This window comes from Pseudomonas sp. B23(2017) (assembly GCF_002113725.1).
GTDB classification, from domain to species: Bacteria; Pseudomonadota; Gammaproteobacteria; order Pseudomonadales; family Pseudomonadaceae; genus Aquipseudomonas; species Aquipseudomonas putida_Z.
The window spans coordinates 65,530-90,462 of the sequence record NZ_NEJM01000010.1; the positions used below are offsets into that span (position 1 = coordinate 65,530).

Below are 24,933 nucleotides of genomic sequence, written 5' to 3' on the forward strand. Positions count from 1 at the left end.
AACGCCAGACGGGCTTTAAAATATTTAAGGAAGGTCTCTGCGGCGAGGATCATCATCAAGGCTCGCAAAAATCTACTTGATCTATTACTTTTGAGTTAGCCCTTCCTCACCGCAGGATGGCGTAACTGAAAGTTGGTGTTAACAGGAAGGTATTAGTTGAAAAGTAGCCGCCCCCACACCTTGATAAATGCAAACAAATCGTGTTTGCTTCCAGCTCCTGACGAACCTTTCAACTTGAGCCTGGGTAAGCCCGACAGCAAGGCAGATTATCGAGCAACATGAGACATGTAGGCCGCTCGGTGCTAGTCTTCGAGCGGCTCGTTCAGCGTTTCCTTAGTTGAACTTGAGCTTTGCCACTTTGCTCAGTGCCCACCCACTGAACACGTAGAACGCATCCAGATAGAAGCGGCCTTCGTAGTTCGGTAGCGGTTCACGATTCAACAACAGCTCGGGCATGCCGGGCGACGGGGGAAACAACGCATAAAAGCCGTTGGGCAACACCGCCAACGCGATGAGCAGCAGGTAGGTCACGGTCCGCAGCATGGTGGCGCGGTTATCGGACTGCTCGGCCCATTTCAGGCCGAACCAGGCGACCAGGCCGGCAACCGGCAACACCCAGAAATGCGTCGGCATTCCAATGAACATTTCCGCGACAACGCTTCTTGCTTCCAACCTGGTGCTCTCCGTTCAAATGAGCGGATTATTGCCGCTGGGGTCGGCAAATGCAAAAAGCCCGCTCTCGAGGGCGGGCTTTTTGTTCACGAGGGTCAGTTGATCATGCTTTAGAACACATCAGCGCGGCGTCCAGCAGCCTGCCATGGTCGTACCAGGCATCGCGTTGATAGGCCGCGAACTGGCGCTGGTTACCCGTGCCCCGCACCTCGACCATGCCACCCGCCTTGTCGGGGTCGGTACTATCGACGAACAGTCTGACCGAGTTATCGCCATCGACCTGGTAGGTTTTCACATTCCCTTGAAGTTCGCTTTTGACGCATCCCAGGTACGCCGGCGTACTTCTTTCCGTGGCCCCGGCCGCATACCCATGGCCCTCGCGCACATCGGGGTCATGTGCGCAGCCTGCCATGAACAGTGTGGCGAAAGTGGACATCAGTATTGCACCTGCTACCGATCTTGAGCTCTTCACGCGACACGCTCCTGCCGCCCCATCGAGTAACTTGGGAAAGTGTTGCCAAGCCGCATGCCTTTTTTTGGTTTTTGTTTGCCCATGTTACTGCTCAACGTCAGCCGGGCAATATGCTTGTTTGCTATATCGGTTTCAGGGCGGGCTTTCCCCGCGAAGTTAACCTTCGTTCATGGATAAGCAAGTTCCAGACAGGCCAGCCTGGGCGAGCATTCGTAGTCTTGCAGTGTGTTCGCACAGGCGTGGCCGCTAGCGGAAGGGATTGCTGCCTGCATCAATAGCGGCGGTAGTCCTGACCACCATGGTGTCCATCGTTGAAATGCCGGTGATGGCCGCCGCCGTGATGCCCACCGTGGTGCCAATATGGCCAGCAACCACCGAGCAGCAGCAACCCTGAAAACACTACGACCCATGCAGTCTTGCGTTTCATGTGCGTACCTCCGGCCAGGTGAAACCAGGCCTTGCTTACGTTGGACCGCACAAAGGAGGGATGTTCAGGCAGGGGCCGGCCGTTGGTCTTCTTGCCAGCGATTTCATGCGCAGGACATTCCGGTACCGTATGGCCATGAACCCGCCAGAGCGCGAGCAAAACCCGACCCAGACCGGATTGTCTTCCTGCTGGTGCCCCGATTCCGGGGGGCTGAACCCACAATCGGGGTCAGGCGATGGCCTTCAGGAACACCAGTGTCGCCACCAGATCCAGGAGCAGTACGGCAACCACAACGAAGGCCATGTAATAGCGGTCATCCTGAGTCATTTTTGCGTTCCCCGAATGATCAATGCCTCAGGGTCGAAGCAATTGCTGTTCCAAAACCGTGACACATCCGATCAGGGTCGTTCCGTCCATGCTCGGCCCCCTGCTGCCATGTGCCTGAGGAACCATGCCCTGGCCTATGCTCATGGTTTCGGAGGAAGCGAATATGTGCGGAAGGCTCAGCCAGTACCGTGGCATACATGACTTCGTTGAAACCCTGAGCCTGCCAGAGGCCTGGCGGAACAACGTCGGCGACCAGCCGCTTGGCCGGTACAACATCGCGCCGACCACGCTGGTGGCAGTACTGCGGATGGATGACGCAGGCCCACGAGCGGACCTGGTGAAGTGGGGATGGCGGCCGCACTGGGCAACCGATCGCGCTGCGCCGATCAACGCGCGGGTCGAGAAGGTGGCGCATGGCCCATTCTTCCGGGCGATCTGGCCGCACCGGGCCATCACCCCTGTCGACGGCTGGTACGAATGGGTTGATGAAGGTGGGCCGAAGAAACAACCGTACTACATCCGCCGCCAGGATGGGCGCCCTGCCCTTTGCGCCTCGATCGGCCAGTTCACCGGCACCGAGCACGACGGGTTCGTCATCATTACCGCCGACGCTCAGGGCGGAATGGTCGACGTTCACGACCGCCGGCCTGTCGTGTTGTCGCCAGAACTGGCGTACGAGTGGATCGCGGCAGCAATGCCCAGCGAGCGCGCAGAACAACTGGTGCTCAACCTGGGTGAGCCGGCCGAAGCCTTCGAGTGGTACCGGGTGGGTATCGCCGTGGGGAATGTGCGTAATCAAGGTGCCGAGCTGATGAACCCGCTTCAGCGTATGATTTGAATGCGCAGCGATGCAGGATCGTAAGCGCGGCGCCTGCGATCATTGCGATGAGGATCGTATCCCTGCCATCAGCCATACAGAGCTGGCCAAGCACAGAATGAGGATGGAGATCGAAGCAGGCAGGTGAAACTGGTGATATCCAGCCAATCCGAAGCCGGCATGGATAAGGAACGTGATCAGGCCTAGGCCGGCACAAACTTTGGCGAAGAACACCGCGTTAACCGTACCCAGCAACACGCTTCGATAACCAACCAGCAACACGGGTATTGCCAAGATATTGAACAGGAGGAAGCCCTGTACCCCACCCGGTAGGAAAAACATCTCCCATTCCTGCCAATACGCGGCATCTATTTGATGAAGAATCAGTGCAAGCATCGTTACGAAATAGCTTCTTTCCATGTAAGCAATCCCTTCAGCTAGTGATCATCCCTGTAAAGCGCTGACGATGATATCTCGCGCCTCTATGCGACGCTTGGATGTATTTGCAGATCAGTGCTGCTCAACGAGCGCGCGCTGAATGCCATCCAGCAGGCCCAGAGGATGGCAACTCTCCAGCGCATGACATCCCAAGCCAGCGCACCCGATCCGCCCATTTCTGTTCCAGCCGAGCAAAGGTGGGCTGTGGATCAACGAACCAAGTGTTACAATCCGCCACTTCAAATCGGCGCCCAAGGCGCTGAACATCCGTGAACGCCGTCAGTACGACACCCGCCACACCTACGCCACCCTATGCCTGATGTCTGGGATGAACCCACGTTCATCGCGAACCAGCTTGGTCACAGCGTCGAGATGTTGCTTTCTACCTACGCGAAATGGATCAGCTCCTCCTCGGACTGGAGGGAGCTGGAGAAGCTGCCGCCCCGAGTCGGATTGGCCCAAAATGGGCCCAAAACTGACGAGATGGCCTAAATACACCTCTGGAACCCCCGCAGGACAAGCACTTGATTTCTACCGCCAACATCACCATGCAGTTCGGCTCCAAGCCGCTGTTCGAAAACGTTTCCGTCAAATTCAACAACGGCAACCGCTACGGCCTGATCGGCGCCAACGGTTGCGGCAAGTCGACCTTCATGAAGATCCTCGGCGGTGACCTGGAGCCGTCCGGCGGCCAGGTCATGCTCGAGCCGAACACCCGCCTGGGCAAGCTGCGCCAGGACCAGTTCGCCTACGAGGAATTCACCGTGATCGACACGGTGATCATGGGCCACGGCCAACTGTGGAAGGTCAAGGCCGAGCGCGATCGTATCTACTCGCTGCCGGAAATGACCGAGGAAGACGGCATGGCCGTCGCCGAGCTGGAAACCGAATTTGCCGAGATGGACGGCTACACCGCCGAATCCCGTGCCGGTGAACTGCTGCTGGGCCTGGGTATTCCGCTGGAACAGCACTTCGGCCCGATGAGCGAAGTGGCACCGGGCTGGAAGCTGCGTGTCCTGCTGGCCCAGGCGCTGTTCTCGGACCCGGACGTGCTGCTGCTCGACGAGCCGACCAACCACCTGGACATCAACACCATCCGCTGGCTGGAAACCATCCTCACCGCGCGTAACAGCACCATGGTGATCATTTCCCACGACCGGCACTTCCTCAACAGTGTCTGCACCCACATGGCCGACCTGGACTACGGCGAGCTGCGCGTATTCCCGGGCAACTACGACGAGTACATGACCGCTGCCACCCAGGCCCGCGAGCAGCTGCTGTCGGACAACGCCAAGAAGAAAGCCCAGATCGCCGAACTGCAGACCTTCGTCAGCCGCTTCTCGGCCAACGCCTCCAAGGCCAAGCAGGCCACCTCGCGGGCCAAGCAGATCGACAAGATCCAGCTGGCCGAGGTCAAGCCGTCGAGCCGGGTGAGCCCGTTCATCCGCTTCGAACAGACCAAGAAGCTGCACCGCCAGGCCGTCACCGTCGAGAAAATGGCCAAGGCCTTCGACGACAAGGTGCTGTTCGAGGACCTGGGCTTCACCATCGAGGCTGGCGAGCGCGTGGCGATCATCGGCCCCAACGGTATAGGCAAGACCACCCTGCTGCGCACCCTGGTCGGTGAAATGACCCCGGACAAGGGTGAAGTGAAGTGGACCGACAGCGCCGAAGTGGGCTACTACGCCCAGGACCACGCCCACGACTTCGAAGACGACATGACCCTGTTCGACTGGATGGGCCAGTGGACCTCCGGCGAGCAGGTGATCCGCGGCACCCTCGGGCGCATGCTGTTCTCCAACGACGAGATTCTCAAGTCGGTGAAGGTGATTTCCGGTGGTGAGCAAGGCCGCATGCTGTTCGGCAAGCTGATCCTGCAGAAGCCGAACGTGCTGGTGATGGACGAGCCGACCAACCACCTGGACATGGAATCGATCGAGGCGCTGAACCTGGCGCTGGAAAACTACCCGGGCACCCTGCTGTTCGTCAGCCACGACCGTGAGTTCGTGTCGTCGCTGGCCACGCGCATCATCGAGCTGTCGGCTGATGGCGTGGTGGACTTCAGCGGTACCTACGACGATTACCTGCGTAGCCAGGGTGTAGTGGTCTGATTGATGCGGCGGCCTGGCCATCTTGTATGGCTGGGCCGGCCTCTTCGCGGGTAAACCCGCTCCCACAGGGACTGCGTAGCACTTGAGCCCAATGCAAATCCTGTGGGAGCGGGCGAGCCCGCGAATGACGATTACCTGCGTAGCCAGGTAGTGGTCTGATTGATGCGGCGGCCTGGCCATCTTGCATGGCTGGGCCGGCCTCTTCGCGGGTAAACCCGCTCCCACAGGGACTGTGTAGCACTTGAGGCCTATGCAAATCCTGTGGGAGCGGGCGAGCCCGCGAATGACGATTACCTGCGTAGCCAGGGTGTAGTGGTCTGATTGATGCGGCGGCCTGGCCATCTTGTATGGCTGGGCCGGCCTCTTCGCGGGTAAACCCGCTCCCACAGGGACTGCGTAGCACTTGAGCCCAATGCAAATCCTGTGGGAGCGGGCGAGCCCGCGAATGACGATTACCTGCGTAGCCAGGTAGTGGTCTGATTGATGCGGCGGCCTGGCCATCTTGCATGGCTGGGCCGGCCTCTTCGCGGGTAAACCCGCTCCCACAGGGACTGTGTAGCACTTGAGGCCTATGCAAATCCTGTGGGAGCGGGCGAGCCCGCGAATGACGATTACCTGCGTAGCCAGGGTGTAGTGGTCTGATTGATGCGGCGGCCTGGCCATCTTGTATGGCTGGGCCGGCCTCTTCGCGGGTAAACCCGCTCCCACAGGGACTGCGTAGCATTTGAGGCCTACGCAAATCCTGTGGGAGCGGGCGAGCCCGCGAATGACGATCAACTGCGTAGCCAGGGTGTGCTGGTCTGATTGATGGAGTTGCCTGGTCATCTTGTATGGCTGGGCCGGCCTCTTCGCGGGTAAACCCGCTCCCACAGGGACTGCGTAGCATTGGAGGCCTACGCAAATCCTGTGGGAGCGGGCGAGCCCGCGAATGACGATCAACTGCGTAGCCAGGGTGTGCTGGTCTGATTGATGGAGTTGCCTGGTCATCTTGTATGGCTGGGCCGGCCTCTTCGCGGGTAAACCCGCTCCCACAGGGACTGCGTAGCATTTGAGGCCTACGCAAATCCTGTGGGAGCGGGCGAGCCCGCGAATGACGATCAACTGCGTAGCCAGGGTGTGCTGGTCTGATTGATGGAGTTGCCTGGTCATCTTGTATGGCTGGGCCGGCCTCTTCGCGGGTAAACCCGCTCCCACAGGGACTGCGTAGCATTTGAGGCCTACGCAAATCCTGTGGGAGCGGGCGATCCCGCGAATGACCATCAACTGCGTAGCCAGGGTGTGCTGGTCTGATTGATGGAGTTGCCTGGTCATCTTGTATGGCTGGGCCGGCCTCTTCGCGGGTAAACCCGCTCCCACAGGGACTGCGTAGCATTTGAGGCCTACGCAAATCCTGTGGGAGCGGGCGAGCCCGCGAATGACGATTACCTGCGTAGCCAGGTAGTGGTCTGATTGATGCCTGGCCATCTTGTATGGCTGGGCCGGCCTCTTCGCGGGCATGCCCGCTCCCACAGGGACTGCGTAGCACTTGGGCCTATGCAAATCCTGTGGGAGCGGGTTCACCCGCGAAGAATCCACCGCCGATCCCACGGGCTGGCACTACCCGACGAATAATTCGTTAGCCTGCTTTCATTTCCTTCGCGCAACGGCCATGATGGGGCCACGCCCAACCGCCCGCCCGCGAACGAGCCCATGACCGCGCAACAACCCGCCCCCGCCAGCAACACGCTGCAAATTACCCTGCAGATCCTGTCGATCGTTTTCTACACCTTCATTGCCTTCCTCTGCATCGGCCTGCCGATCGCCGTCTTGCCCAGCCATGTGCACGACCAGCTGGGGTTTGGCGCGGTGGTCGCCGGGCTGACCATTGGCCTGCAATACCTGGCCACGCTACTCAGCCGCCCGTTTGCCGGGCGCGTGGCCGATACCCTGGGGGGCAAGCAGGCGATTCGCTTCGGTTTGCTGGGGATTGCCGGCTGCGGGGTGTTGACCCTGCTATCGGCCTGGACCCTGACGCTACCGCTGCTGAGCCTGGCGCTGTTGCTCGGCGGGCGCCTGCTGCTGGGCCTCGCCCAAGGGCTGATCGGCGTGGCCACGCTGAGCTGGGGCATCAGCCAGGTCGGGCCCGAGCACACCGCCAGGGTGATTTCCTGGAACGGTATCGCCTCCTATGGCGCCATCGCCATTGGTGCCCCCTTGGGTGTACTGGCCGTGGACGGGCTGGACTTCAGCGTGCTGGGGCCGGCATTGCTGGTGCTGGCGGTATCGGCCCTGCTGGTACTGCGCAAGCGGCCGGACGTGGTGGTGGTGCGTGGCGAGCGCCTGCCCTTCTGGTCGGCCTTCGGCCGGGTCGCACCCTGTGGCCTGGGCCTGACCCTGGCCTCTATCGGCTACGGCACCCTGACCACCTTCGTCACCCTGTATTACCTGGAGCGCGGCTGGGCGGGCGCGGCCTGGTGCCTGAGTGCCTTTGGCGTGTGCTTCATCATTTCCCGGCTGCTGTTCGTCAACGCGGTCAACCGTTTTGGTGGCTACAACGTGGCGGTCGCGTGCATGGCCACCGAAGTGCTCGGCCTGAGCCTGCTGTGGCTGGCACCATCGCCGCCGTGGGCGCTGATCGGTGCCGGGCTTACCGGTTTCGGGCTGTCGCTGGTGTACCCGGCACTGGGAGTGGAAGCGATCAAGCAGGTACCCAGCAGCAGCCGCGGCGCAGGGCTGGGTGCCTACGCGGTGTTCTTCGACATGGCCCTGGCCATCGCCGGGCCGGTGATGGGCGCGGTGGCCGCGCACCTGGGCTATGCCTCGATCTTCTGTGTGGCCGCCCTGCTCGCCCTGGCCGGTGTGGGCCTAACGCTGTTGCTGGCGCGGCGCGCCACTCGCGGCTGAACGCTCGGCAGGCTGCGGCGCGCCCAACGCCTGGCTGAAGAACACCGCGGCTTCACGTTGCAGGGAATGGTGGATGTGCCGACGGTCCACGCCTGCGGCATCCTTGCACAGCGCCGGCATCCGCACGGACTGCTCGGCATCGCAATGGGCCATGAACACGAAGTGCCCGGCGCCGGCCAGCAGGCGATAGTCCGGTGTGACCGGCAACTTGCGGGCCAGAGCTTCGGCGTTGCGGTCCACCGCCACCAGCTGGTCGCTGTCGCCACTGTAGATCAGCGCCGGCACCTGCACCCCGGCCAAGGCATGGCGTCCGAAAAGCAGGCTGAGCGGCGCCATCAGCATCACCGCCCCCACCCGCTGGTCGGCCTCTGGCACCAGCTCGCTGCGGTCGGCAATCAGTACGCCGTGGGTCCTGCAGGCGTCGGCGTCGTCAGGGCGATCCAGGCAGTACTTGCGCAGGCGGTCCAGGTCGGGGCGCGCGCCTGAGAGGATCAAGGCGGTTTCACCACCGGCCGAGTAGCCGATCACCCCAACCTTGCCACCGTTCAGGTAGGGCCCCAGCAAGGCATCATCGCGGGCAGCCGTAATCGCGGCACTCACCTGCAGCGGCCGGCCATACAGGTTGCTCAGGGTGCCCAGGCGGCTGTGGTCGCGGGCGTTGTCGCCGGGGTGCACCACCGCCACCACGATGAAGCCCTGGCGCGCCAGCGACGTCGCCAGGTAGTGCAAGGCCAGCGGGCTGCCGGTATTGCCGTGGGACAGCACCAGCAACGGGAACTGGCCCAACGCTACCGGCGCCTCTTCACTCACGTCGATCGGGTAGCCGTCTATCCGGCTGCTGCGGGTATTGCCGATGGCCGGGTAGAACGCCAGCGCCTGCATGGGCCGCGCGTCGACCGGGTCGGCCAGGGTCATGTGGTGCAGGCCGGCAACCCAGGGCGCGGCCTCGGCGTGGGCCAGCAGGCTGCCGAACAGGGCCAGCGCCAGCACGCAGCGTGGGAGAGTCATCGGCCGGCGGTTCCTTGCAGGGCGAAGAGATAGCCCAGCATAGAACCGGCCTGGGCTGCACCGGATGAAACCTGGATGAAACCGAAGTCATGCACTTCACGCCCGCGCCCTATGCATTTGCGCTTTTCGTCGAACCCGTGGCATAGATGCAGGTCCACGTCTCTACGTGACCGTTTCGCGCCAATGAAGGAGATTCATGCATGAGCAAGCCCGCCTACGTGCCACCCAAGGTCTGGCGCAACGACGCAGCGTCCGGCGGCCAGTTCGCCAGCATCAACCGCCCGGTTGCCGGCCCGACTCACGACAAGGACCTGCCGCTGGGCAAGCACCCGCTGCAGCTGTACTCCCTGGCCACGCCCAATGGCGTCAAGGTCACCATCGCCCTCGAAGAGCTGCTCGCGCTGGGCCACTCGGGCGCCGAATATGATGCCTGGTTGATCCGCATTGGCGAGGGTGAGCAGTTCTCCAGCGGCTTCGTCCAGGTCAACCCCAACTCGAAGATCCCCGCCCTGCTCGACCGCAGCGTCGAGCCGCCGGTGCGGGTGTTCGAGTCGGGTTCGATCCTGCTGTACCTGGCGGAAAAGTTCGGTGCCTTGCTGCCGAAAGCGCCAGCTGCACGCACCGAAAGCCTGAACTGGCTGTTCTGGCAAATGGGCGCGGCGCCGTACCTGGGCGGCGGCTTTGGCCACTTCTATGTGTATGCGCCGGAAAAGTTCGAGTACGCGATCAACCGCTTCACCATGGAAGCCAAGCGCCAGCTGGACGTGCTCGACCGGCGCCTGGCCGAAAGCCGCTACCTGGGCGGCGAGGAATACAGCATCGCCGACATTGCCGTGTGGCCCTGGTATGGCCAGCTGGTGCGCGGCAACCTGTATGGCGCGGCGGAGTTCCTGGCGGTGGACGAGTACCCGAATGTGCAGCGCTGGGCCGAGGAGATTGCCTTGCGCCCGGCGGTGCAGCGCGGCACACGGGTGAACCGGACCTGGGGGGATGAGGCCAGCCAGGTGCCGGAGCGGCATGCAGCGGCAGACCTGGACGGTTGACGCGGCACCCTTGTGGGAGCGGCCTTGCGTCGCGAAAGGGGTGCGAAGCGCCCCCAGGGTCTTCGTATCACAGTGAAATCATTGGGGCCGCTTTGCGGCCCTATCGCGACACAAGGCCGCTCCTACAAGGGTTCGCGCCGGGCTTGGGAGGCCCGACAATGCCCGCCTGCAAAAAACCATTTGCCCCCGCGCAAACCTGCGCCCGCCAAGCCCTTCTTGTACACTCCTCGCATTAGCCCCCACCTGCACATTTTTTTGGTGAACGCATGATCGAGGTAACCGAGGTTTCCATTGCCGAGCTGCGCGACGCGCTCGAGTCGGGCCGCACGACGGCGGTCGAGCTGGTCCAGGCCTACCTGGCGCGCATCGATGCCTACGATGGCGCCGACACCGCCACTGCCCTGAACGCCGTGGTGGTGCGCAACCCCGAGGCGCTGAAAGAGGCCGAAGCCTCCGACGCCCGTCGCGCCAAAGGCCAGGTCCTGAGCCCGTTGGACGGCATCCCCTACACCGCCAAGGACAGCTACCTGGTCAAAGGCCTGACCGCTGCCTCCGGCAGCCCGGCCTTCAAGGACCTGGTGGCCCAGCGCGACGCCTTCACCATCGAACGCCTGCGCGCCGCCGGCGCCGTATGCCTGGGCAAGACCAACATGCCGCCCATGGCCAACGGTGGCATGCAACGCGGCGTGTATGGCCGCGCCGAAAGCCCGTACAACGCCAACTACCTGACCGCACCGTTCGCCTCGGGCTCGTCCAACGGTGCCGGCACCGCCACCGCTGCCAGCTTCAGTGCCTTCGGCCTGGCCGAAGAAACCTGGTCCAGCGGCCGTGGCCCGGCGTCCAACAACGGCCTGTGCGCCTATACCCCGTCGCGCGGGGTGATTTCGGTGCGTGGCAACTGGCCGCTGACACCGACCATGGACGTGGTGGTGCCGTATGCCCGCACCATGGCCGACCTGCTGGAAATCCTCGACGTGGTCGTAGCCGACGACGCCGACAAGCGCGGCGACCTGTGGCGCCTGCAACCTTGGGTGCCAATCCCGGCGGCTTCGACGGTGCGCCCGGCTTCGTACCTGGACCTGGCCGTGGATGCCAGCGCGCTCAAGGGCAAGCGCTTTGGCGTGCCACGCATGTACATCAATGCCGATGCCGAGGCCGGTACTTCCGAGAAGCCTGGCATCGGCGGCCCGACTGGCCAGCGCATCAACACCCGCGCCACGGTGATCGACCTGTGGCAGCAGGCCCGCCAGGCACTGGAGGCGGCTGGTGCCGAAGTGCTGGAAGTGGACTTCCCGCTGGTGTCCAACTGCGAGGGCGACCGCCCGGGCGCACCGACCGTGTACAACCGCGGCATCGTCAGCAAGGAGTTCCTGCATGACGAGCTGTGGGAGCTGTCGGGGTGGGCCTTCGACGACTTCCTGCGCGCCAACGATGACCCCAGGCTCAACCGCCTGGCCGATGTCGACGGGCCGCAGATCTTCCCCCACGACCCGGGCACCCTGCCCAACCGTGAGGACGACCTGGCCGCCGGCATGGACGAGTACGTCAACATGGCCAAGCGTGGCCTGAAGACCTGGGACCAGATCGAGACCCTGCCCGACGGCCTGCGCGGCCTGGAGCAGACCCGCAAGATCGACCTGGAAGACTGGATGGACAACCTGGGCCTGGACGCGGTGCTGTTCCCCACCGTGGCCGACGTGGGCCCGGCCGATGCCGACGTCAACCCGGCATCGGCGGACATCGCCTGGAGCAACGGCATCTGGGTGGCCAACGGCAACCTGGCGATCCGCCACCTGGGCGTGCCGACCGTGACCGTGCCGATGGGCGTGATGGCCGATATCGGCATGCCGGTGGGGCTGACCTTTGCTGGCCGGGCTTACAGCGACAATGCGCTGCTGAGCTTTGGTGCGGCCTTCGAGGCGACCGGGTCGCGTCGGATGATCCCGCCGCGTACCCCGGCCCTGGGTTGAGGGTTAAAGGGGCCGCTTTGCGGCCCATTCGCGGGTAAACCCGCTCCCACAGGTTCACCACAGGTGTTGAATACCGTGGGGTCCCTGTGGGAGCGGGTTTACCCGCGAATGGGCCTGGAAAAGCAAATCGCCTAATTCAACTTAATGTGTAAAAATACACAAAACGTTGATTTTGCGATCTGCCATGCCTATCACCCCAAGCGAAGAACGCCAGCTCACCCTCACCGTCCTCAAGGCCGCCATCCAGGCCCTGGGTAGCGTTGCCGCGCGCAACATGGAAATCCTCCTGCACGACCTCGATCACCCGGAACACTCCGTGGTGGCGATCGTCAACGGCCACCTTTCCGGCCGCAGCGTCGGTAGCCCGATCCTCGCCGCCCCGGAACAGGACCAGGGTTTCAAGGCACTGATGCAGGCCTCGGCCGATCAGCACGGCTGTGAGCCGGTGGTGCTGCCCGATTACCCCACCACGCTGAAGGGCCGCACGCTGCGCAGCGCCACGGCCATCTTCCGTGACAGCAACGGCCACCCCTTCGCCAGCCTTTGCGTCAACACCGACGTCACCGGCCTGGATGCCGCCATGAACTTTCTTCAGCAGTTCCAACCGCTGGGGGCCACACCTGCCGTCAATGAACCCGCCGACATGGAACTGCTGATGAGCGAGATAATCCAGGCATCCCTGCAGCGCAGCGGCCAGGGGCGGATGAACAAGCAGGCCAAGGTCGAGGCCGTGCGAGTGATGCAGGAGCGTGGCCTGTTCATCGTCAAGGGCGGCGTGGAAAAGGCCGCCAGCGCCCTGGGTGTGACCCGCTACACCGTTTACAACTACCTCGAGCAACTGCGCGGAGCCAGCCAATGACCTTGCATGTTCATACCCCCCTGATCGAATCCCGCCCGCTGTCACTGGCCGCGGGCAGCAACGTCTGGCTCAAGCTCGATGCACTGCAGCCCTGCGGCTCGTTCAAGCTGCGCGGCGTGGGCCACGCCTGTGAGGTGCACCATGCCCGTGGCGCGCGGCATTTCGTGTCTTCCTCGGGCGGCAACGCCGGCCTGGCAGTGGCCTATGCCGGGCGCAAGCTGGGCGTGCCGGTGACCGTGGTAGTGCCCGAGACCACCACCGAGCGGGCCAAGGACCTGCTGCGCCTGGAGGGCGCCAAGTTGGAGGTGCATGGCAGCTCCTGGCAGGAGGCCAACGCCCTGGCGCAGACCTTGGTCGGCCCGGATGACGCCTTCATTCACCCATTCGACGACCCGCTGCTGTGGGCCGGGCATGCCAGCCTGGTGGATGAAGTCGCCGAGGCCGGCGTGAAACCGGATGCCGTGGTGTTGTCGGTAGGCGGCGGTGGTTTGCTCAGTGGTGTGGTCGAGGGGCTACAGCGCAACGGCTGGGGCGATGTGCCGGTGCTGGCGGTGGAAACCGAGGGCGCGGCATCGCTGCATGCGGCCATGCAGGCGGGGCATTCGGTGGAGCTGGAACGTATTGCCTCGGTGGCGACCTCGTTGGGGGCCAAGCGTGTGGCTGACCAGGCGCTGGTGTGCGCGAAGGAGCATCCGGTGCACAGCCACCTGGTCACTGACCGCGCGGCGCTGGAGGCGTGCGAGCGGTTCCTGCTGGACCATCGCGTGCTGGTGGAGCCTGCCTGTGGGGCGGCTTTGGCGTTGGCCTATGCACCGGGCGCCCTGGCGCAGTACCAGAATGTGCTGGTGGTGGTTTGTGGCGGGGCAACTGCCAGGCTGGAGCAGATCCAGGCGTGGTTGCAGCAGGTTGATTGAGGTTGCCTGTACCGGCCTCTTCGCGGGTAAACCCGCTCCCACAGATTGGACTGCACAGGATTGAGGTAGCAACAGGACTGTGCAAGGTTTGAAGCAAGCGCAGTCCCTGTGGGAGCGGGTTCACCCGCGAACACGGGCGTAGCCCGTGCCATCCAGCACAGAACGTTGCTCATCGGATTCTCCTTGTGGCACCCGGTTGCTGATTACGATAGTCACATGCCGCTGTTCTACTGAGCCCGCCGCAACCGGAAAAATCCTCTCGCAACAGCGTCAACCACGACGAAATGCGTAACCCACCCTTTCGGTCTGCGGCAAGTGAAGGCACAATGCGTGTCCTTTTTTTGGCCGGCCTGGCCGGGGGCCTTTAAATGATCAAGACGCCGTACTACCTCATCGATAAAACCAAGCTGCTGGGCAACATGGAGAAGATCGCCTACGTGCGCGAACACTCCGGTGCCAAGGCGCTGCTCGCCCTCAAGTGCTTTGCCACCTGGTCGGTCTTCGACCTGATGCAACAGTACATGGACGGCACCACCTCTTCGTCGCTGTACGAGCTCAAGCTCGGCCGCCAGAAGTTCGCCGGCGAAACCCACGCCTACAGCGTGGCCTGGGCCGACGACGAGGTCGAGGAAATGCTCGAGAACTGCGACAAGATCATCTTCAACTCGATCGGCCAGCTGCAGCGCTTCGCCGAACAGTCCGAAGGCAAGGTCCGTGGCCTGCGCGTCAACCCGCAGGTCAGCAGCTCCGACTACCTGCTGGCAGACCCTGCCCGCCCGTTCAGCCGCCTGGGCGAATGGGACCCGGCCAAGGTCGAACAGGTGATCGAGCAGATCTCCGGCTTCATGTTCCACAACAACTGCGAGAACGGCGACTTCGGCCTGTTCGACAAGATGCTCACGCATATCGAAGAGCGCTTCGGTCACCTGCTGCACAAGGTCGAGTGGGTAAGCCTCGGTGGCGGCATCCACTTCACCGGTGAAGACTACGCGCTGGACGCCTTCTGCGCGCGCCTGAAAGCCTTCGCGGAAAAGTACGGCGTGCAGGTTTACCTGGAGCCGGGCGAAGCAGCCATCACCAACAGCGCCTCGCTGGAAGTGACCGTGCTCGACACCCTGTACAACGGCAAGCACCTGGCCGTGGTCGACAGCTCGATCGAAGCGCACATGCTCGACCTGCTGATCTACCGCCTCAACGCCAAGATGGCCCCCAGCGACGGCGCGCACACCTACATGGTCTGCGGCAAGTCGTGCCTGGCCGGTGACATCTTCGGCGAATACCAATTCGATCGTCCGCTGGCCATCGGTGATCGCCTGTCGTTCGTCGACGCGGCGGGTTACACCATGGTCAAGAAAAACTGGTTCAACGGTCTGAAAATGCCATCCATCGTGGTCAAGCAACTCGACGGCAGCGTCGAAGTGGTGCGCGAGTTCGGTTTCGAAGACTACGTTTCCAGCCTGTCGTAAGACCGGCTTTCAGTAAGGAGCAAGGGATAAATTGAAGAAGAACGTTCTTATCATTGGTGCAGGAGGTGTCGCCAAGGTGGTGGCCCACAAGTGCGCGCAGCATAACGACGAACTGGGTCGTATCGCCATCGCGTCACGGAACATCTCCAAATGCCAGGCCATCATCGACAGCGTCAAGGCCAAGGGTAGCCTCAAGGTACCCGCCGACATCCAGGCCTTCTCGCTCAATGCCCTCGATGTCGAGGCAACCAAGGCACTGATCCGCGAGACCGAATCGCAGATCGTGATCAACGTTGGTTCCGCCTTCCTCAACATGTCGGTGCTGCGTGCCTGCATCGATACCGGTGTCGCCTATCTGGACACCGCCATCCACGAAGAGCCGGGCAAGATCTGCGAGACCCCGCCGTGGTACGGCAACTACGAGTGGAAACACCTCGAAGAGTGCCAGGCAAAGAACATTACCGCCATTCTCGGCGTCGGTTTCGACCCGGGTGTGGTGAACAGCTACGCCAAGCTGGCGCAGCAACAGTATTTCGACAGCATTGACTCGATCGACATCCTCGACGTCAATGCCGGTTCGCATGGCAAGTACTTCGCCACCAACTTCGACCCGGAAATCAACTTCCGTGAGTTCACCGGGCAAGTGTGGAGCTGGCAGAACAGCCAGTGGACCAGCAACACCATGTTCGAGGTCAAGCGTACCGACGACCTGCCGGTGGTAGGTTCGCAGAACCTGTACCTGACCGGCCACGATGAAGTTCACTCGATTTCGAAGAACCTCAACGTGCCGAACGTGCGTTTCTGGATGAGCTTCGGCGAGCACTACATCAACGTGTTCACCGTGCTGAAGAACCTGGGCCTGCTCTCCGAGCAACCGGTGAAAACCGCCGAAGGCCTGGAAGTGGTACCACTGAAAGTGGTCAAGGCCGTGCTGCCGGACCCAGCCTCGCTGGCCCCGGGCTACACCGGCAAGACCTGCATCGGTGACCTGGTCAAGGGCACCAAGGATGGCCAGCCGCGCGAAGTGTTCATCTACAACGTGGCCGACCACGAAGAAGCCTACGCCGAGACCGACAGCCAGGGTATTTCCTACACTGCCGGTGTACCGCCAGTGGCTGCCGCCCTGCTGGTCGCCCGTGGCGAGTGGGATGCCAAGCGCATGGTCAACGTCGAAGAGCTGCCAGCCGAGCCGTTCCTCAAGGCGCTGGACGTGATGGGCCTGCCGACCCGCGTCAAGGATGAAAAAGGCGATCGTCCCTGGGACGCTGAAGCCTAAGCAGCAAGACAGAGGGGGCGCCATCAAGGCGCCCCTTCTGCGTTTGCAGGCCCGGCCTCTTCGCGGGTGAACCCGCTCCCACAGGTATTTCACAGGTCTGTAGGAGCGGGTTCACCCGCGAAGAGGCCGGCACAGGCTGACCTTTACTTCCGAGCCTCCAGAATCAGGTTGAACGGCGTCTGCGTCGCCCGCCGGAACCGGCCGAACCCCGCCTCCTCGAACACCGCCCGCAACCGCGCTTCCCCCGCTTGCGCACCCAGCCCCAACCCCACCTCCTGCGACAACGAATTGGGCGTGCAGATAAACGTCGACGCCGCATAGAACAAGCGCCCGACCGGTGTCAGGTTGCCCTCCAGCGAATCCTCGGCATAAGGCTCCACCAGCATCACCGTGCCGTCGGCCTTCAACGCACGGTAGGCATGCTTCGCAGCCCCCACCGGGTCGCCCATGTCGTGCAGGCAATCGAAGAAGCACACCAGGTCATGGTCATGCCCCGGGTAGTCCTTGGCGCTGGCCTGCTGGAAGCTCACCCGCCCCGCCAACCCCGCCTCGCGCGCACGCTCGTTGGCGGTGGCGATGGAAGGCCCGTGGTAGTCGTAGCCGACGAAGGTGGATGCCGGGAACGCCTGGGCCATGACCAGCGTGGAAGCACCATGCCCACAGCCCACATCCGCCACCTTGGCGCCCGCCTGCAGCTTGGCCACCACGCCCTCCAGCGCCGGTAGCCATTCGGCCACCAGGAAGGTGCGGTAACCCGGCCGGAAGAACCGTTCGGTGCCGCTGAACATGCAGGGGTGATGGTCGCCCCAGGCCAGCCCGCCATCGCCGCGCATGGCCGCGACCAGCTTGTCCTTGTCATGGAACAGCGCGGCCACCACCGCCGCACCGCCGGCCATGTAGGCCGGGGAATCCTCCAGCGCCAGGGCCATGGCCTGCTCTTCAGGCAACACGAAACGGCCCTTGTCATGCACCATGTAGCCCGAGGCGGCCTGGGCGCTGAGCCATTCGCGCACCAGCCGCGGGTGGCAGCCGGTCTTTTCCGCCAGCGCCTCGGGGGTGGTCGGCTGGCTGTCGGCCATGGCCCGGTACAACCCCAGCTCGTCACCGAGAATCACGTTGGCCAAGGTCGCCGCCGCGCCCATGTCGCCCACCAGCTTGCCCATGAAGTCGTGAAGCCTTGCCTCGTCCATGACCTGCCCTCCTCTGCAAAGAAGGCCATCGCCAGCGAGGGACATCCGCTCCGGGGAGGCGGTGGTCGGTTGAATGGTATGGGCCTGCCGAGCGTTGCCCGATGCAGGCCACTTGTAAGTCTAGATGCCTTGATCAGAGGGCTTTGCCTGCCCTGCCAACTTTTCCAGCAGTACCTTGGCCAGCACCTTGTCCGAGAACGGGTTCTGCCCGGTGATCAGTTCGCGGTCCACCACCACATTGGGTTGCCAGGCCTTGGCGTAGCCCATGTCGCCCCCTGCCATTGCCATGGCGTTGGCCGGGTAGAACAACAGCCGCTGGTCCTTGAGCGATCCTTCGAACACCTGCTCTTCCGGGTCGGAGAAGATCGTCATCTTGTAACCCTTGTACAGCCAGTCATTGGCTGCCGGCTTTTCACCACGCGCCAGCGCCGACTGGTAGCTCGCCGGGTCCTGCTGGGCCGAGAGCAAGGCGATGGGGCCGTGGCAGATGGCGGCTGTAGGCTTGCCGGCCTGATGGAAATGCCGCAGCAAGGCGCCCACGTCCGGGTTGTTGGCCAGGTCGATCAACGGCGCATGGCCGCCGGGGATGAACAGCCCGGCATAGCGGCCCAGGTCACCTGCCAGTACCTCTTTTACCGACAGGGTATCGTCAATGCCCGGCAGGCCTTGCACGACTTTCTCGATTCGGCGCATCTCCACCGCATCACCGGCAAAGTAGCGTGGGTCGATCGAACGCTGGTCGACGCTCGGGGCATTACCTTCGGGGGTTACCAGCACCAGCTTGTAGCCAGCCTTGAGCAATTGGTCGGCAGGCACGCCGAACTCGTTGAGGTAGTAGCCAGTGGCGTAGCGCTTGCCGTCCTGCAGGGGCAGCTGGTTCTCGCTGGACAACAGCACCAGCACCTCTCCCTTGGGCGCAGCGTGGGCGCCAGCGGCAAGCAGGGTGCTGGCAACAGCCAGGGCAAGCCGGGACATCTTGGTCATGCAACAATCTCCTGATCAGGCAAAAAGAGCCGTCCGCTCATATCGGCGGGATGCGTTCATGCTAATGGCAAGGCTATGATTCGATAATTCGAAAGCTCTCATGTCTGCGATCCAGAAAATGAATATCTCCAGCAAGGACCTCAACCTGCTGTACCTGTTCCATGTGCTGTATCAGGAACGCAACGCCACCCTCGCTGCCCAGCGCATGGCGCTGAGCCAGCCCGCCCTCAGCCACAAACTCAACAAGCTGCGCCATCAGTTTGGCGACCCGCTGTTCGTCCGCGCGCCCAGGGGCCTGACCCCGACGCCACGCGCCCACGAACTGGCGCCCGAGGTAGAACGCCTGGTAGTGGGCCTGGAAGGCTTCTATGAACGCTGCGAAGGGCAGGACTTCCTTGCCCGCCCCGCCCGCCTGCACCTGTACAGCACCGATTATGTAGAACAGACGCTGTTGCCCAGGCTGCTGCCGATCCTGCGCAGCCTGGCACCGAACCTGACGCTGGTCACCCACAACACCCGTGGCCAGCTCCCTCGCGAAGAGCTGGAGAAAGGCACCTGTGACCTGGCCGTTGCCGGGTTCTATACCGACCTCCCGGAAACCTTCCACCAACAGCGCCTGCTCACCGAACACTTCGTTGTGCTGGCCTCGCGCAGTCATCCAGCCGCGGACCAAGGCCTGGACCTCGATAGCTTCCTCGCCAGCGACCACCTGCTCACCACCCTAACCGGCGACCTCGATGGCCTGGTCGACCGCGCCTTGCGCAGCCAGGGCATGCAACGACGGGTCGTGGCTGGCCTGTCGAGCTTCGTGGCCCCCACGCGCCTGCTGCGCGGCACCGACCTGCTGCTCACCTGCCTGAGCTCGCTGGCCATCGAAGCCACCGAGCGTGATGACGACCTGCGCATGTACCCGCTGCCGCTGACATTGCCCGCAATCGAGGTGATGCAGATATGGCATGAACGCACCCATGCCGACCCGTTGCGGCGCTGGTTCCGCCAGCAGCTGTGGAACGTCGCCCAGGAAGCAGCGGCCTGCGCAAGTAACAATATCTAAACAACGTTGTGACATTTTTTTTCAGCTTTCTCGCCAAGGAGCTGTCAAATGAAGGTCACGGTTTTCGGTACCGGCTATGTCGGCCTCACCCAGGCAGTGTGCCTGGCCCAGGTGGGGCACTCGGTGTTGTGCATGGATGTCGACGCCGAGCGGGTCGCCAGCCTCAATGCAGGCCATTGCCCGATCTTCGAGCCCGGCCTTGCGCCGATGCTGGAGAAGAACCTGGCCTGCGGTCGCCTGCGTTTCACCACCGACGCCAGCGAAGCGGCCAACTACGCCAGGTTGCAGTTCATTGCCGTCGGCACCCCGGCACAGGCCGATGGCAGCGCCGACCTGAAGCACGTGTTTGCCGTGGTCGACAGCATCCTCGAACATGCCGACGGCCCCAAGCTGATCGTCAACAAATCCACCGCGCCGGTCGGCACGGTGCACCGCATCAAGGCGCGCATCGCCCAGGCCGTGGCCGATACCAGCCGCTTCCACGTCGTCAGCAACCCCGAGTTCCTCAAGGAAGGCTCGGCTGTCGATGACTGCATGCGCCCGGAGCGCATCATCATCGGTGGCGCGGAACCTGCCGAGGTGGAGTTGCTGCGCGAGCTGTACCTGCCGTTCAGCCGCAACCGCGAAAAGCTCATGGTCATGGATGCGCGCAGCGCCGAGCTGACCAAGTACGCGGCCAACTGCATGCTGGCGACCAAGATCTCGTTCATCAACGAAATCGCCAACCTGGCCGAGCACCTGGGCGCCGATATCGAAATGGTGCGCCGTGGCATCGGCTCGGACCCGCGCATCGGCTACGACTTCATCTATGCCGGCTGCGGTTTTGGCGGCTCGTGCTTCCCCAAGGACCTGCAAGCCCTGCGCCGCAGCGCCGAGGCCGAAGGCTTCGAGCCGCAGCTGCTGCGTGCGGTGGAGTCGGTCAACGAGCAGCAAAAGGGCCGGCTGTTCAGCAAGATCCAGCGCCACTACCCACGCGGCCTGCGGGGCAAGGTCTTCGCCTTGTGGGGGCTGTCGTTCAAGCCCAATACCAATGATATCCGCGAGGCCTCCAGCCGGGTCCTGCTGGAAGCGCTGTGGGCCGCCGGCGCGCGGGTGCAGGCCCATGACCCGCAGGCCATGGAAGAAATCCAGCGGCACTATGGCCCGCGCGCCGACCTGCAACTGGTGCCGTGCAAGGACGATGCACTGCGCGGCGCCGATGCCCTGGTGATCGTCACCGAATGGCAGGATTACCGCGTGCTCAACCTGGACAAGGTACCGCAACAGCTGGCCGACCGGGTGGTGTTCGACGGGCGCAACCTGTTCGAACCCGAACACATGGCCGCCGCCGGCCTGACTTACTACGGCATCGGCCGTGGCCAGGTGCAGCCAGCATGCCCGTACTGATTACCGGCGTGGCCGGCTTCATCGGCTACCACGTTGCGCGGCGCCTGTGCGAAGCAGGCATCGAGGTGGTCGGCATCGACAACCTCAATGCCTACTACAGCGTCCAGCTGAAGCTGGCGCGCCTGCAGCAGCTGTTCGGCTTTGCCAATTTCCGCTTCCACACCCTCGACATCGCCCACCCGAGCGAACTGCAACAGCTGTTCGCCGGCCAGGCGTTCAGTGAGGTGATCCACCTGGCGGCCCAGGCCGGGGTGCGCTATTCGCTGGACAACCCCGGCGCCTATGGCCAGGCCAATCTGGTCGGCTTTCTCAACATCCTCGAGGCCTGCCGCCAGCAGCCGCCCCGCCACCTGATCTACGCCTCCAGCAGTTCGGTATACGGCGCCAACGCCAAGCTGCCGTTCAGCGTCGACGACCCGGTCGAGCAACCGTTGTCGCTGTATGCCGCCAGCAAGCGCGCCAATGAACTGATGGCGCACAGCTACGCACACCTGTACCAGCTGCCGACCACCGGCCTGCGCTTCTTTACCGTATACGGCCCCTGGGGCCGCCCCGACATGGCGCCGTTCAAGTTCACCCGCGCCATGCTCGAGGGCCGGCCGATCGAGGTCTACAACAACGGCCTGATGGGGCGCGACTTCACCTACATCGACGACATCGTCGAGAGCATTGTGCGCCTGCGCCTGAAGCCGCCACTGCCGGCCGAGGGGCAACCGCCCTGCCAGCTGTTCAACATTGGCCGAGGTCAGCCGGTACGGCTGCTGCACTTCGTCGAATGCCTGGAGCATGCCTTGGGCATCAAGGCCCGACGCGACTACCTGCCGCTGCAAGCAGGTGATGTGCTGGAAACCTGGGCCGACGTCGGCTCGCTGGCACGCTGGATCGACTACACCCCCGGCACATCGCTGGAACACGGCGTCAACGCCTTCGTTGGCTGGTACCGGGATTTCTACCGGGTCTGAGCCGCGCAATCACAACAAGATCACAGGTAGCCTCATGACAGATCCACTTGACCTCTCGGTGCTCATTCCCGCCAGGAACGAGGTCGACAACCTGCCGTCACTCTTGATGGAAATACGCATCGCACTGGCGGCCGAAGACCATGAAGTACTGGTGGTCGATGACGGCAGCAGCGACCGCACCCTGAGCGTACTGCTGCAACTGAAAAGCCAGGGATACACGCAACTGCGCATCCTCCGTCACGAGCGCTCGCTGGGCCAGAGCACCTCGCTGTGGCATGCCGCCCAGGCTGCGCGCGGGCGCTGGCTGGCGACCCTGGACGGGGACGGCCAGAACGACCCGGCGGACATCCCCGGCATGCTGGCCCTGGTGCGCGCCAACCAGGACCTGGCCGGCGGCGTCAAGCTGGTGGCCGGGCACCGGGTCAACCGCCGCGACAGCGCCAGCAAACGCTGGGCGTCGCGGCTTGCCAACGGCCTGCGCAGCCGCTTGCTCAAGGACGCCACGCCAGACACCGGCTGCGGGCTGAAACTGATCGAACGCGCGGCCTTCCTGCGCCTGCCCTACTTCGACCACATGCACCGCTTCATCCCGGCGCTGATCCTGCGCCACAACGGCCGCATGCTGGTTCACCCGGTCAACCACCGGCCACGTCAGGCCGGGGTGTCCAAGTACGGCAACCTGGACCGCGCCCTGGTCGGCATCCTCGACCTGTTCGGGGTCTGGTGGCTGATCCGTCGCACCCGCCTGGACACGCGCCCCCAGGAGTTCGAAGGATGACCCGCGAAACCCTGTGGCTGGTCATCGGTTTCGCCGGCCAGGCCGTATTTACCGGGCGCTTCGTGTTGCAGTGGCTGTACAGCGAGTTCAAGCGCCGCAGCGTGATCCCGGTGGGCTTCTGGTACCTGAGCATGCTCGGCAGCGCGCTGCTGCTGACCTACGCCATCTATCGCCAGGACCCGGTGTTCATCATCGGCCAGAGCTTCGGCTTCCTGGTCTACCTGCGCAACCTGCAGCTGATCGCCCGCCACCAGGAACAGAAGGAATAGCCCTTGCCAAGGTTCAACACGCTCGGGGCCGAACGCCTGGCCCTGATTGCCCTCGCGGTGGTGCTGGTGGGCGCGGGTATCGGCTGGCGCCAGCCGATGAATGTGGATGAAGAACGCTTTCTCGGCGTCGCCCTGGAAATGCTGCAGAGCGGCAACTGGTTCATCCCGCACCGGGCGGCGGAAATCTACGGCGACAAGCCGCCGCTGTTCATGTGGACCGTGGCCCTGTTCAGCCACCTCACCGGCTCGCCCAAGGTTGCCCTGTACCTGCCAGGGCTGCTGTCGGCGGCGACCATTACCTGGGTGCTGCATGACCTGGGGCGGCGCCTGTGGAACCGGCGCATCGGCGTGATCGCCGCCTTGTTGTTCCTGGCCACCTACCAGAGCTACAGCATCCTGCGCACCGGGCAGATCGACAGCTTCCTGTGCCTGTGGGTGGCACTGGGCTTCTACGGCATGCTGCGCCACTTGCTGCTCGGGCCGGCCTGGGGCTGGTTCTACCTGGCCTGCGCGGCGATGGGTCTGGGCATTATCAGCAAGGGCGTGGGCTTTGTCCCGGCGCTGCTATTGCTGCCCTATGCCTGGGCGGTGCGCCACCGCTGGCACGGGGTGGTGGCCATGCCCGGCCAGGGTTGGCGCTGGAGCCTGGGGCTGGCGTGGCTGCTGGCCGGTTGCGCGGTGTGGCTGCTGCCACTGCTGGTTTCGATCGCACATGGCGGTGGCGCGGCGGAGCTGGCCTACCTGAAGGAAATACTCCTGCGCCAGACTGCCAGCCGCTATGCCAATGCCTGGGACCATCGCGAACCGTTCTGGTACTTCTTCGTCAAGGTCATCCCAAAATACTGGCTGCCACTGGTGCTGGCCCTGCCCTGGCTGGTACCGGCCTGGCGCCGGCAGCTGCAAAAACGCGACGCGCGCTTCCTGCTGCTGCTCGGCTGGGTGGTGCTGGTGCTGTTGTTTTTCAGCCTCAGCAGCGGCAAGCGCAAGCTGTATATCTTCCCGGCGCTGCCGGGCCTGGTGCTGGCCATCGCGCCGCTGCTGCCGTGGCTGCTCAAGCGCTGGCTGCAGCGCCGGCCGGCCTGGCGCAAGGCGTTCACTGCCGTGGTCCTGGCATGGTTCGCGCTGTGGTTCGCACGCGGCTTCGTCGAGCCGCTGAAGGAAGGCCGCAACCCGCATGAAACATTGATGAGTGAAGCCGCACGGGCCACCGGCGGCGCCGAGTTGGTGCTGGTCAACTGGCGCGAGGGGCATTGGCTGTTTGCCCGGCAACCCATCGTGCACTTCGGTTTCACCGGCCAGTCCAGGGCGGACACGGCCGCTTACTGGCTGCGTCACAACCCCACGGCCTTCGCCCTGGTACCGGCTTCGGAGCTGGGCCGCTGCTTCAGTGCCGACAAGGCACGCAGGCTGGGCGAGACCTCGCGCGCAGAGTGGTATGTGGTCGGTGCCGATGCCGATAACGGCCAGTGCCAGGCCACGGCCCCCAGCCACGTCTACCACTTCGCCTGGGCGGGCTCGCCTTAGTGCCTGCCAACGTTTCTGCAGGACTTCGCGGGCACGATTGCTCCCAAAGGTTTGGCGCCGAGCTCAAGCTACGCGCTATCCCTGTGGGAGCGGCCTTGTGTCG

Annotated in this window: 22 protein-coding genes and 1 pseudogene; 16 read left to right on the plus strand and 7 right to left on the minus strand. The window is 63.5% G+C overall.

Annotated features, from left to right (window positions below; translation table 11 throughout):
• Window positions 1–333: 333 nt before the first annotated feature.
• From CAG46_RS16960 to CAG46_RS28925, 3 genes are all read right to left on the minus strand, one after another.
• Complete coding sequence (locus CAG46_RS16960; protein WP_085616510.1) at window positions 334–645, minus strand: hypothetical protein; 312 nt, start codon at window positions 643–645, stop codon at window positions 334–336.
• 130 nt (window positions 646–775) lie between these two features.
• Complete coding sequence (locus CAG46_RS16965; RefSeq protein ID WP_085591161.1) at window positions 776–1,108, minus strand: hypothetical protein; 333 nt, start codon at window positions 1,106–1,108, stop codon at window positions 776–778.
• A gap of 307 nt (window positions 1,109–1,415) precedes the next feature.
• Entirely contained in the window at window positions 1,416–1,571 is a 156-nt protein-coding gene (locus CAG46_RS28925; RefSeq protein WP_178080711.1) for a hypothetical protein, read from the minus strand.
• A 490-nt stretch (window positions 1,572–2,061) separates the two neighbouring features.
• On the opposite strand from CAG46_RS28925, the gene CAG46_RS16970 reads away from it, so the two are divergent.
• Window positions 2,062–2,736, plus strand: coding sequence for an SOS response-associated peptidase (locus CAG46_RS16970; protein ID WP_085616512.1), 675 nt, complete (start codon window positions 2,062–2,064; stop codon window positions 2,734–2,736).
• Between the two features lie 39 nt (window positions 2,737–2,775).
• Here the strand turns inward: CAG46_RS16970 and CAG46_RS16975 are convergent, their stop codons facing one another.
• Window positions 2,776–3,135, minus strand: coding sequence for a DUF6713 family protein (locus tag CAG46_RS16975; RefSeq protein WP_025338973.1), 360 nt, complete (start codon window positions 3,133–3,135; stop codon window positions 2,776–2,778).
• Window positions 3,136–3,276: 141 nt separating this feature from the next.
• Here CAG46_RS16975 and CAG46_RS29350 point away from each other — a divergent pair.
• The 3 genes and pseudogenes from CAG46_RS29350 to CAG46_RS16995 all read left to right on the plus strand — a co-directional run bounded on the left by CAG46_RS29350 (window position 3,277) and on the right by CAG46_RS16995 (window position 8,147).
• Window positions 3,277–3,645 (plus strand): annotated as a pseudogene (locus tag CAG46_RS29350) (integrase).
• A 32-nt stretch (window positions 3,646–3,677) separates the two neighbouring features.
• Window positions 3,678–5,264, plus strand: a complete 1,587-nt coding sequence (locus tag CAG46_RS16985) for an ABC-F family ATPase (RefSeq protein WP_085616514.1) — start codon at window positions 3,678–3,680, stop codon at window positions 5,262–5,264.
• 1,689 nt (window positions 5,265–6,953) lie between these two features.
• Window positions 6,954–8,147: an MFS transporter gene (locus CAG46_RS16995; protein ID WP_085616518.1), complete on the plus strand. Its 1,194-nt coding sequence runs from the start codon at window positions 6,954–6,956 to the stop codon at window positions 8,145–8,147.
• On the opposite strand, the gene CAG46_RS17000 is transcribed toward CAG46_RS16995, so the two are convergent.
• Entirely contained in the window at window positions 8,109–9,155 is a 1,047-nt protein-coding gene (locus tag CAG46_RS17000; protein WP_085616520.1) for a dienelactone hydrolase, read from the minus strand. The genes CAG46_RS16995 and CAG46_RS17000 overlap by 39 nt on opposite strands.
• A gap of 200 nt (window positions 9,156–9,355) precedes the next feature.
• Between CAG46_RS17000 and yghU the strand changes: the two genes are divergently transcribed.
• The 6 genes from yghU to CAG46_RS17030 all read left to right on the plus strand — a co-directional run bounded on the left by yghU (window position 9,356) and on the right by CAG46_RS17030 (window position 16,683).
• Complete coding sequence (gene yghU, locus CAG46_RS17005) at window positions 9,356–10,198, plus strand: glutathione-dependent disulfide-bond oxidoreductase (protein ID WP_085616522.1); 843 nt, start codon at window positions 9,356–9,358, stop codon at window positions 10,196–10,198.
• A gap of 266 nt (window positions 10,199–10,464) precedes the next feature.
• Entirely contained in the window at window positions 10,465–12,168 is a 1,704-nt protein-coding gene (locus CAG46_RS17010; RefSeq protein WP_025338968.1) for an amidase, read from the plus strand.
• 184 nt (window positions 12,169–12,352) lie between these two features.
• Entirely contained in the window at window positions 12,353–13,027 is a 675-nt protein-coding gene (locus CAG46_RS17015) for a transcriptional regulator (RefSeq protein ID WP_085616524.1), read from the plus strand.
• Window positions 13,024–13,941 carry a pyridoxal-phosphate dependent enzyme gene (locus CAG46_RS17020; RefSeq protein WP_085616526.1) on the plus strand — a complete coding sequence of 306 codons (918 nt, stop codon included), beginning with the start codon at window positions 13,024–13,026 and terminating at the stop codon, window positions 13,939–13,941. The genes CAG46_RS17015 and CAG46_RS17020 overlap by 4 nt, the downstream gene beginning before the upstream one ends.
• Before the next feature lie 368 nt (window positions 13,942–14,309).
• The gene (locus tag CAG46_RS17025) at window positions 14,310–15,407 is read left to right on the plus strand and encodes a carboxynorspermidine decarboxylase (protein ID WP_085616528.1); all 1,098 of its coding nucleotides are present in this window, start codon (window positions 14,310–14,312) and stop codon (window positions 15,405–15,407) included.
• A 31-nt stretch (window positions 15,408–15,438) separates the two neighbouring features.
• A complete protein-coding gene (locus CAG46_RS17030; RefSeq protein ID WP_003248123.1) occupies window positions 15,439–16,683 on the plus strand; it encodes a saccharopine dehydrogenase family protein in 1,245 nt (414 codons plus the stop codon).
• Between the two features lie 143 nt (window positions 16,684–16,826).
• Here CAG46_RS17030 and CAG46_RS17035 read toward each other — a convergent pair whose 3' ends face one another.
• Both CAG46_RS17035 and CAG46_RS17040 read right to left on the minus strand, forming a co-directional pair.
• A complete protein-coding gene (locus CAG46_RS17035; RefSeq protein WP_075045114.1) occupies window positions 16,827–17,873 on the minus strand; it encodes a class I SAM-dependent methyltransferase in 1,047 nt (348 codons plus the stop codon).
• A 120-nt stretch (window positions 17,874–17,993) separates the two neighbouring features.
• On the minus strand, window positions 17,994–18,857 hold the full coding sequence (locus CAG46_RS17040; RefSeq protein WP_085616530.1) for a type 1 glutamine amidotransferase domain-containing protein: 864 nt from the start codon (window positions 18,855–18,857) through the stop codon (window positions 17,994–17,996).
• A 118-nt stretch (window positions 18,858–18,975) separates the two neighbouring features.
• On the opposite strand from CAG46_RS17040, the gene CAG46_RS17045 reads away from it, so the two are divergent.
• Genes CAG46_RS17045 through CAG46_RS17070 form a run of 6 tightly spaced genes read left to right on the plus strand, consistent with a single transcriptional unit; the run spans window position 18,976 to window position 24,830 of the window.
• The gene (locus CAG46_RS17045; RefSeq protein ID WP_085616685.1) at window positions 18,976–19,911 is read left to right on the plus strand and encodes a LysR family transcriptional regulator; all 936 of its coding nucleotides are present in this window, start codon (window positions 18,976–18,978) and stop codon (window positions 19,909–19,911) included.
• Window positions 19,912–19,959: 48 nt separating this feature from the next.
• A complete protein-coding gene (locus tag CAG46_RS17050; protein ID WP_075045112.1) occupies window positions 19,960–21,297 on the plus strand; it encodes a UDP-glucose/GDP-mannose dehydrogenase family protein in 1,338 nt (445 codons plus the stop codon).
• Window positions 21,285–22,259 (plus strand): NAD-dependent epimerase/dehydratase family protein, encoded by a 975-nt coding sequence (locus CAG46_RS17055; protein WP_075045111.1) that lies wholly within the window; start codon window positions 21,285–21,287, stop codon window positions 22,257–22,259. The genes CAG46_RS17050 and CAG46_RS17055 overlap by 13 nt, the downstream gene beginning before the upstream one ends.
• A gap of 34 nt (window positions 22,260–22,293) precedes the next feature.
• Window positions 22,294–23,037, plus strand: coding sequence for a glycosyltransferase family 2 protein (locus CAG46_RS17060; RefSeq protein ID WP_075045110.1), 744 nt, complete (start codon window positions 22,294–22,296; stop codon window positions 23,035–23,037).
• On the plus strand, window positions 23,034–23,306 hold the full coding sequence (locus tag CAG46_RS17065; RefSeq protein ID WP_025338958.1) for a lipid-A-disaccharide synthase N-terminal domain-containing protein: 273 nt from the start codon (window positions 23,034–23,036) through the stop codon (window positions 23,304–23,306). The genes CAG46_RS17060 and CAG46_RS17065 overlap by 4 nt, the downstream gene beginning before the upstream one ends.
• Before the next feature lie 3 nt (window positions 23,307–23,309).
• On the plus strand, window positions 23,310–24,830 hold the full coding sequence (locus CAG46_RS17070) for a glycosyltransferase family 39 protein (RefSeq protein WP_085616532.1): 1,521 nt from the start codon (window positions 23,310–23,312) through the stop codon (window positions 24,828–24,830).
• The last annotated feature ends 103 nt before the right edge of the window (window positions 24,831–24,933 follow it).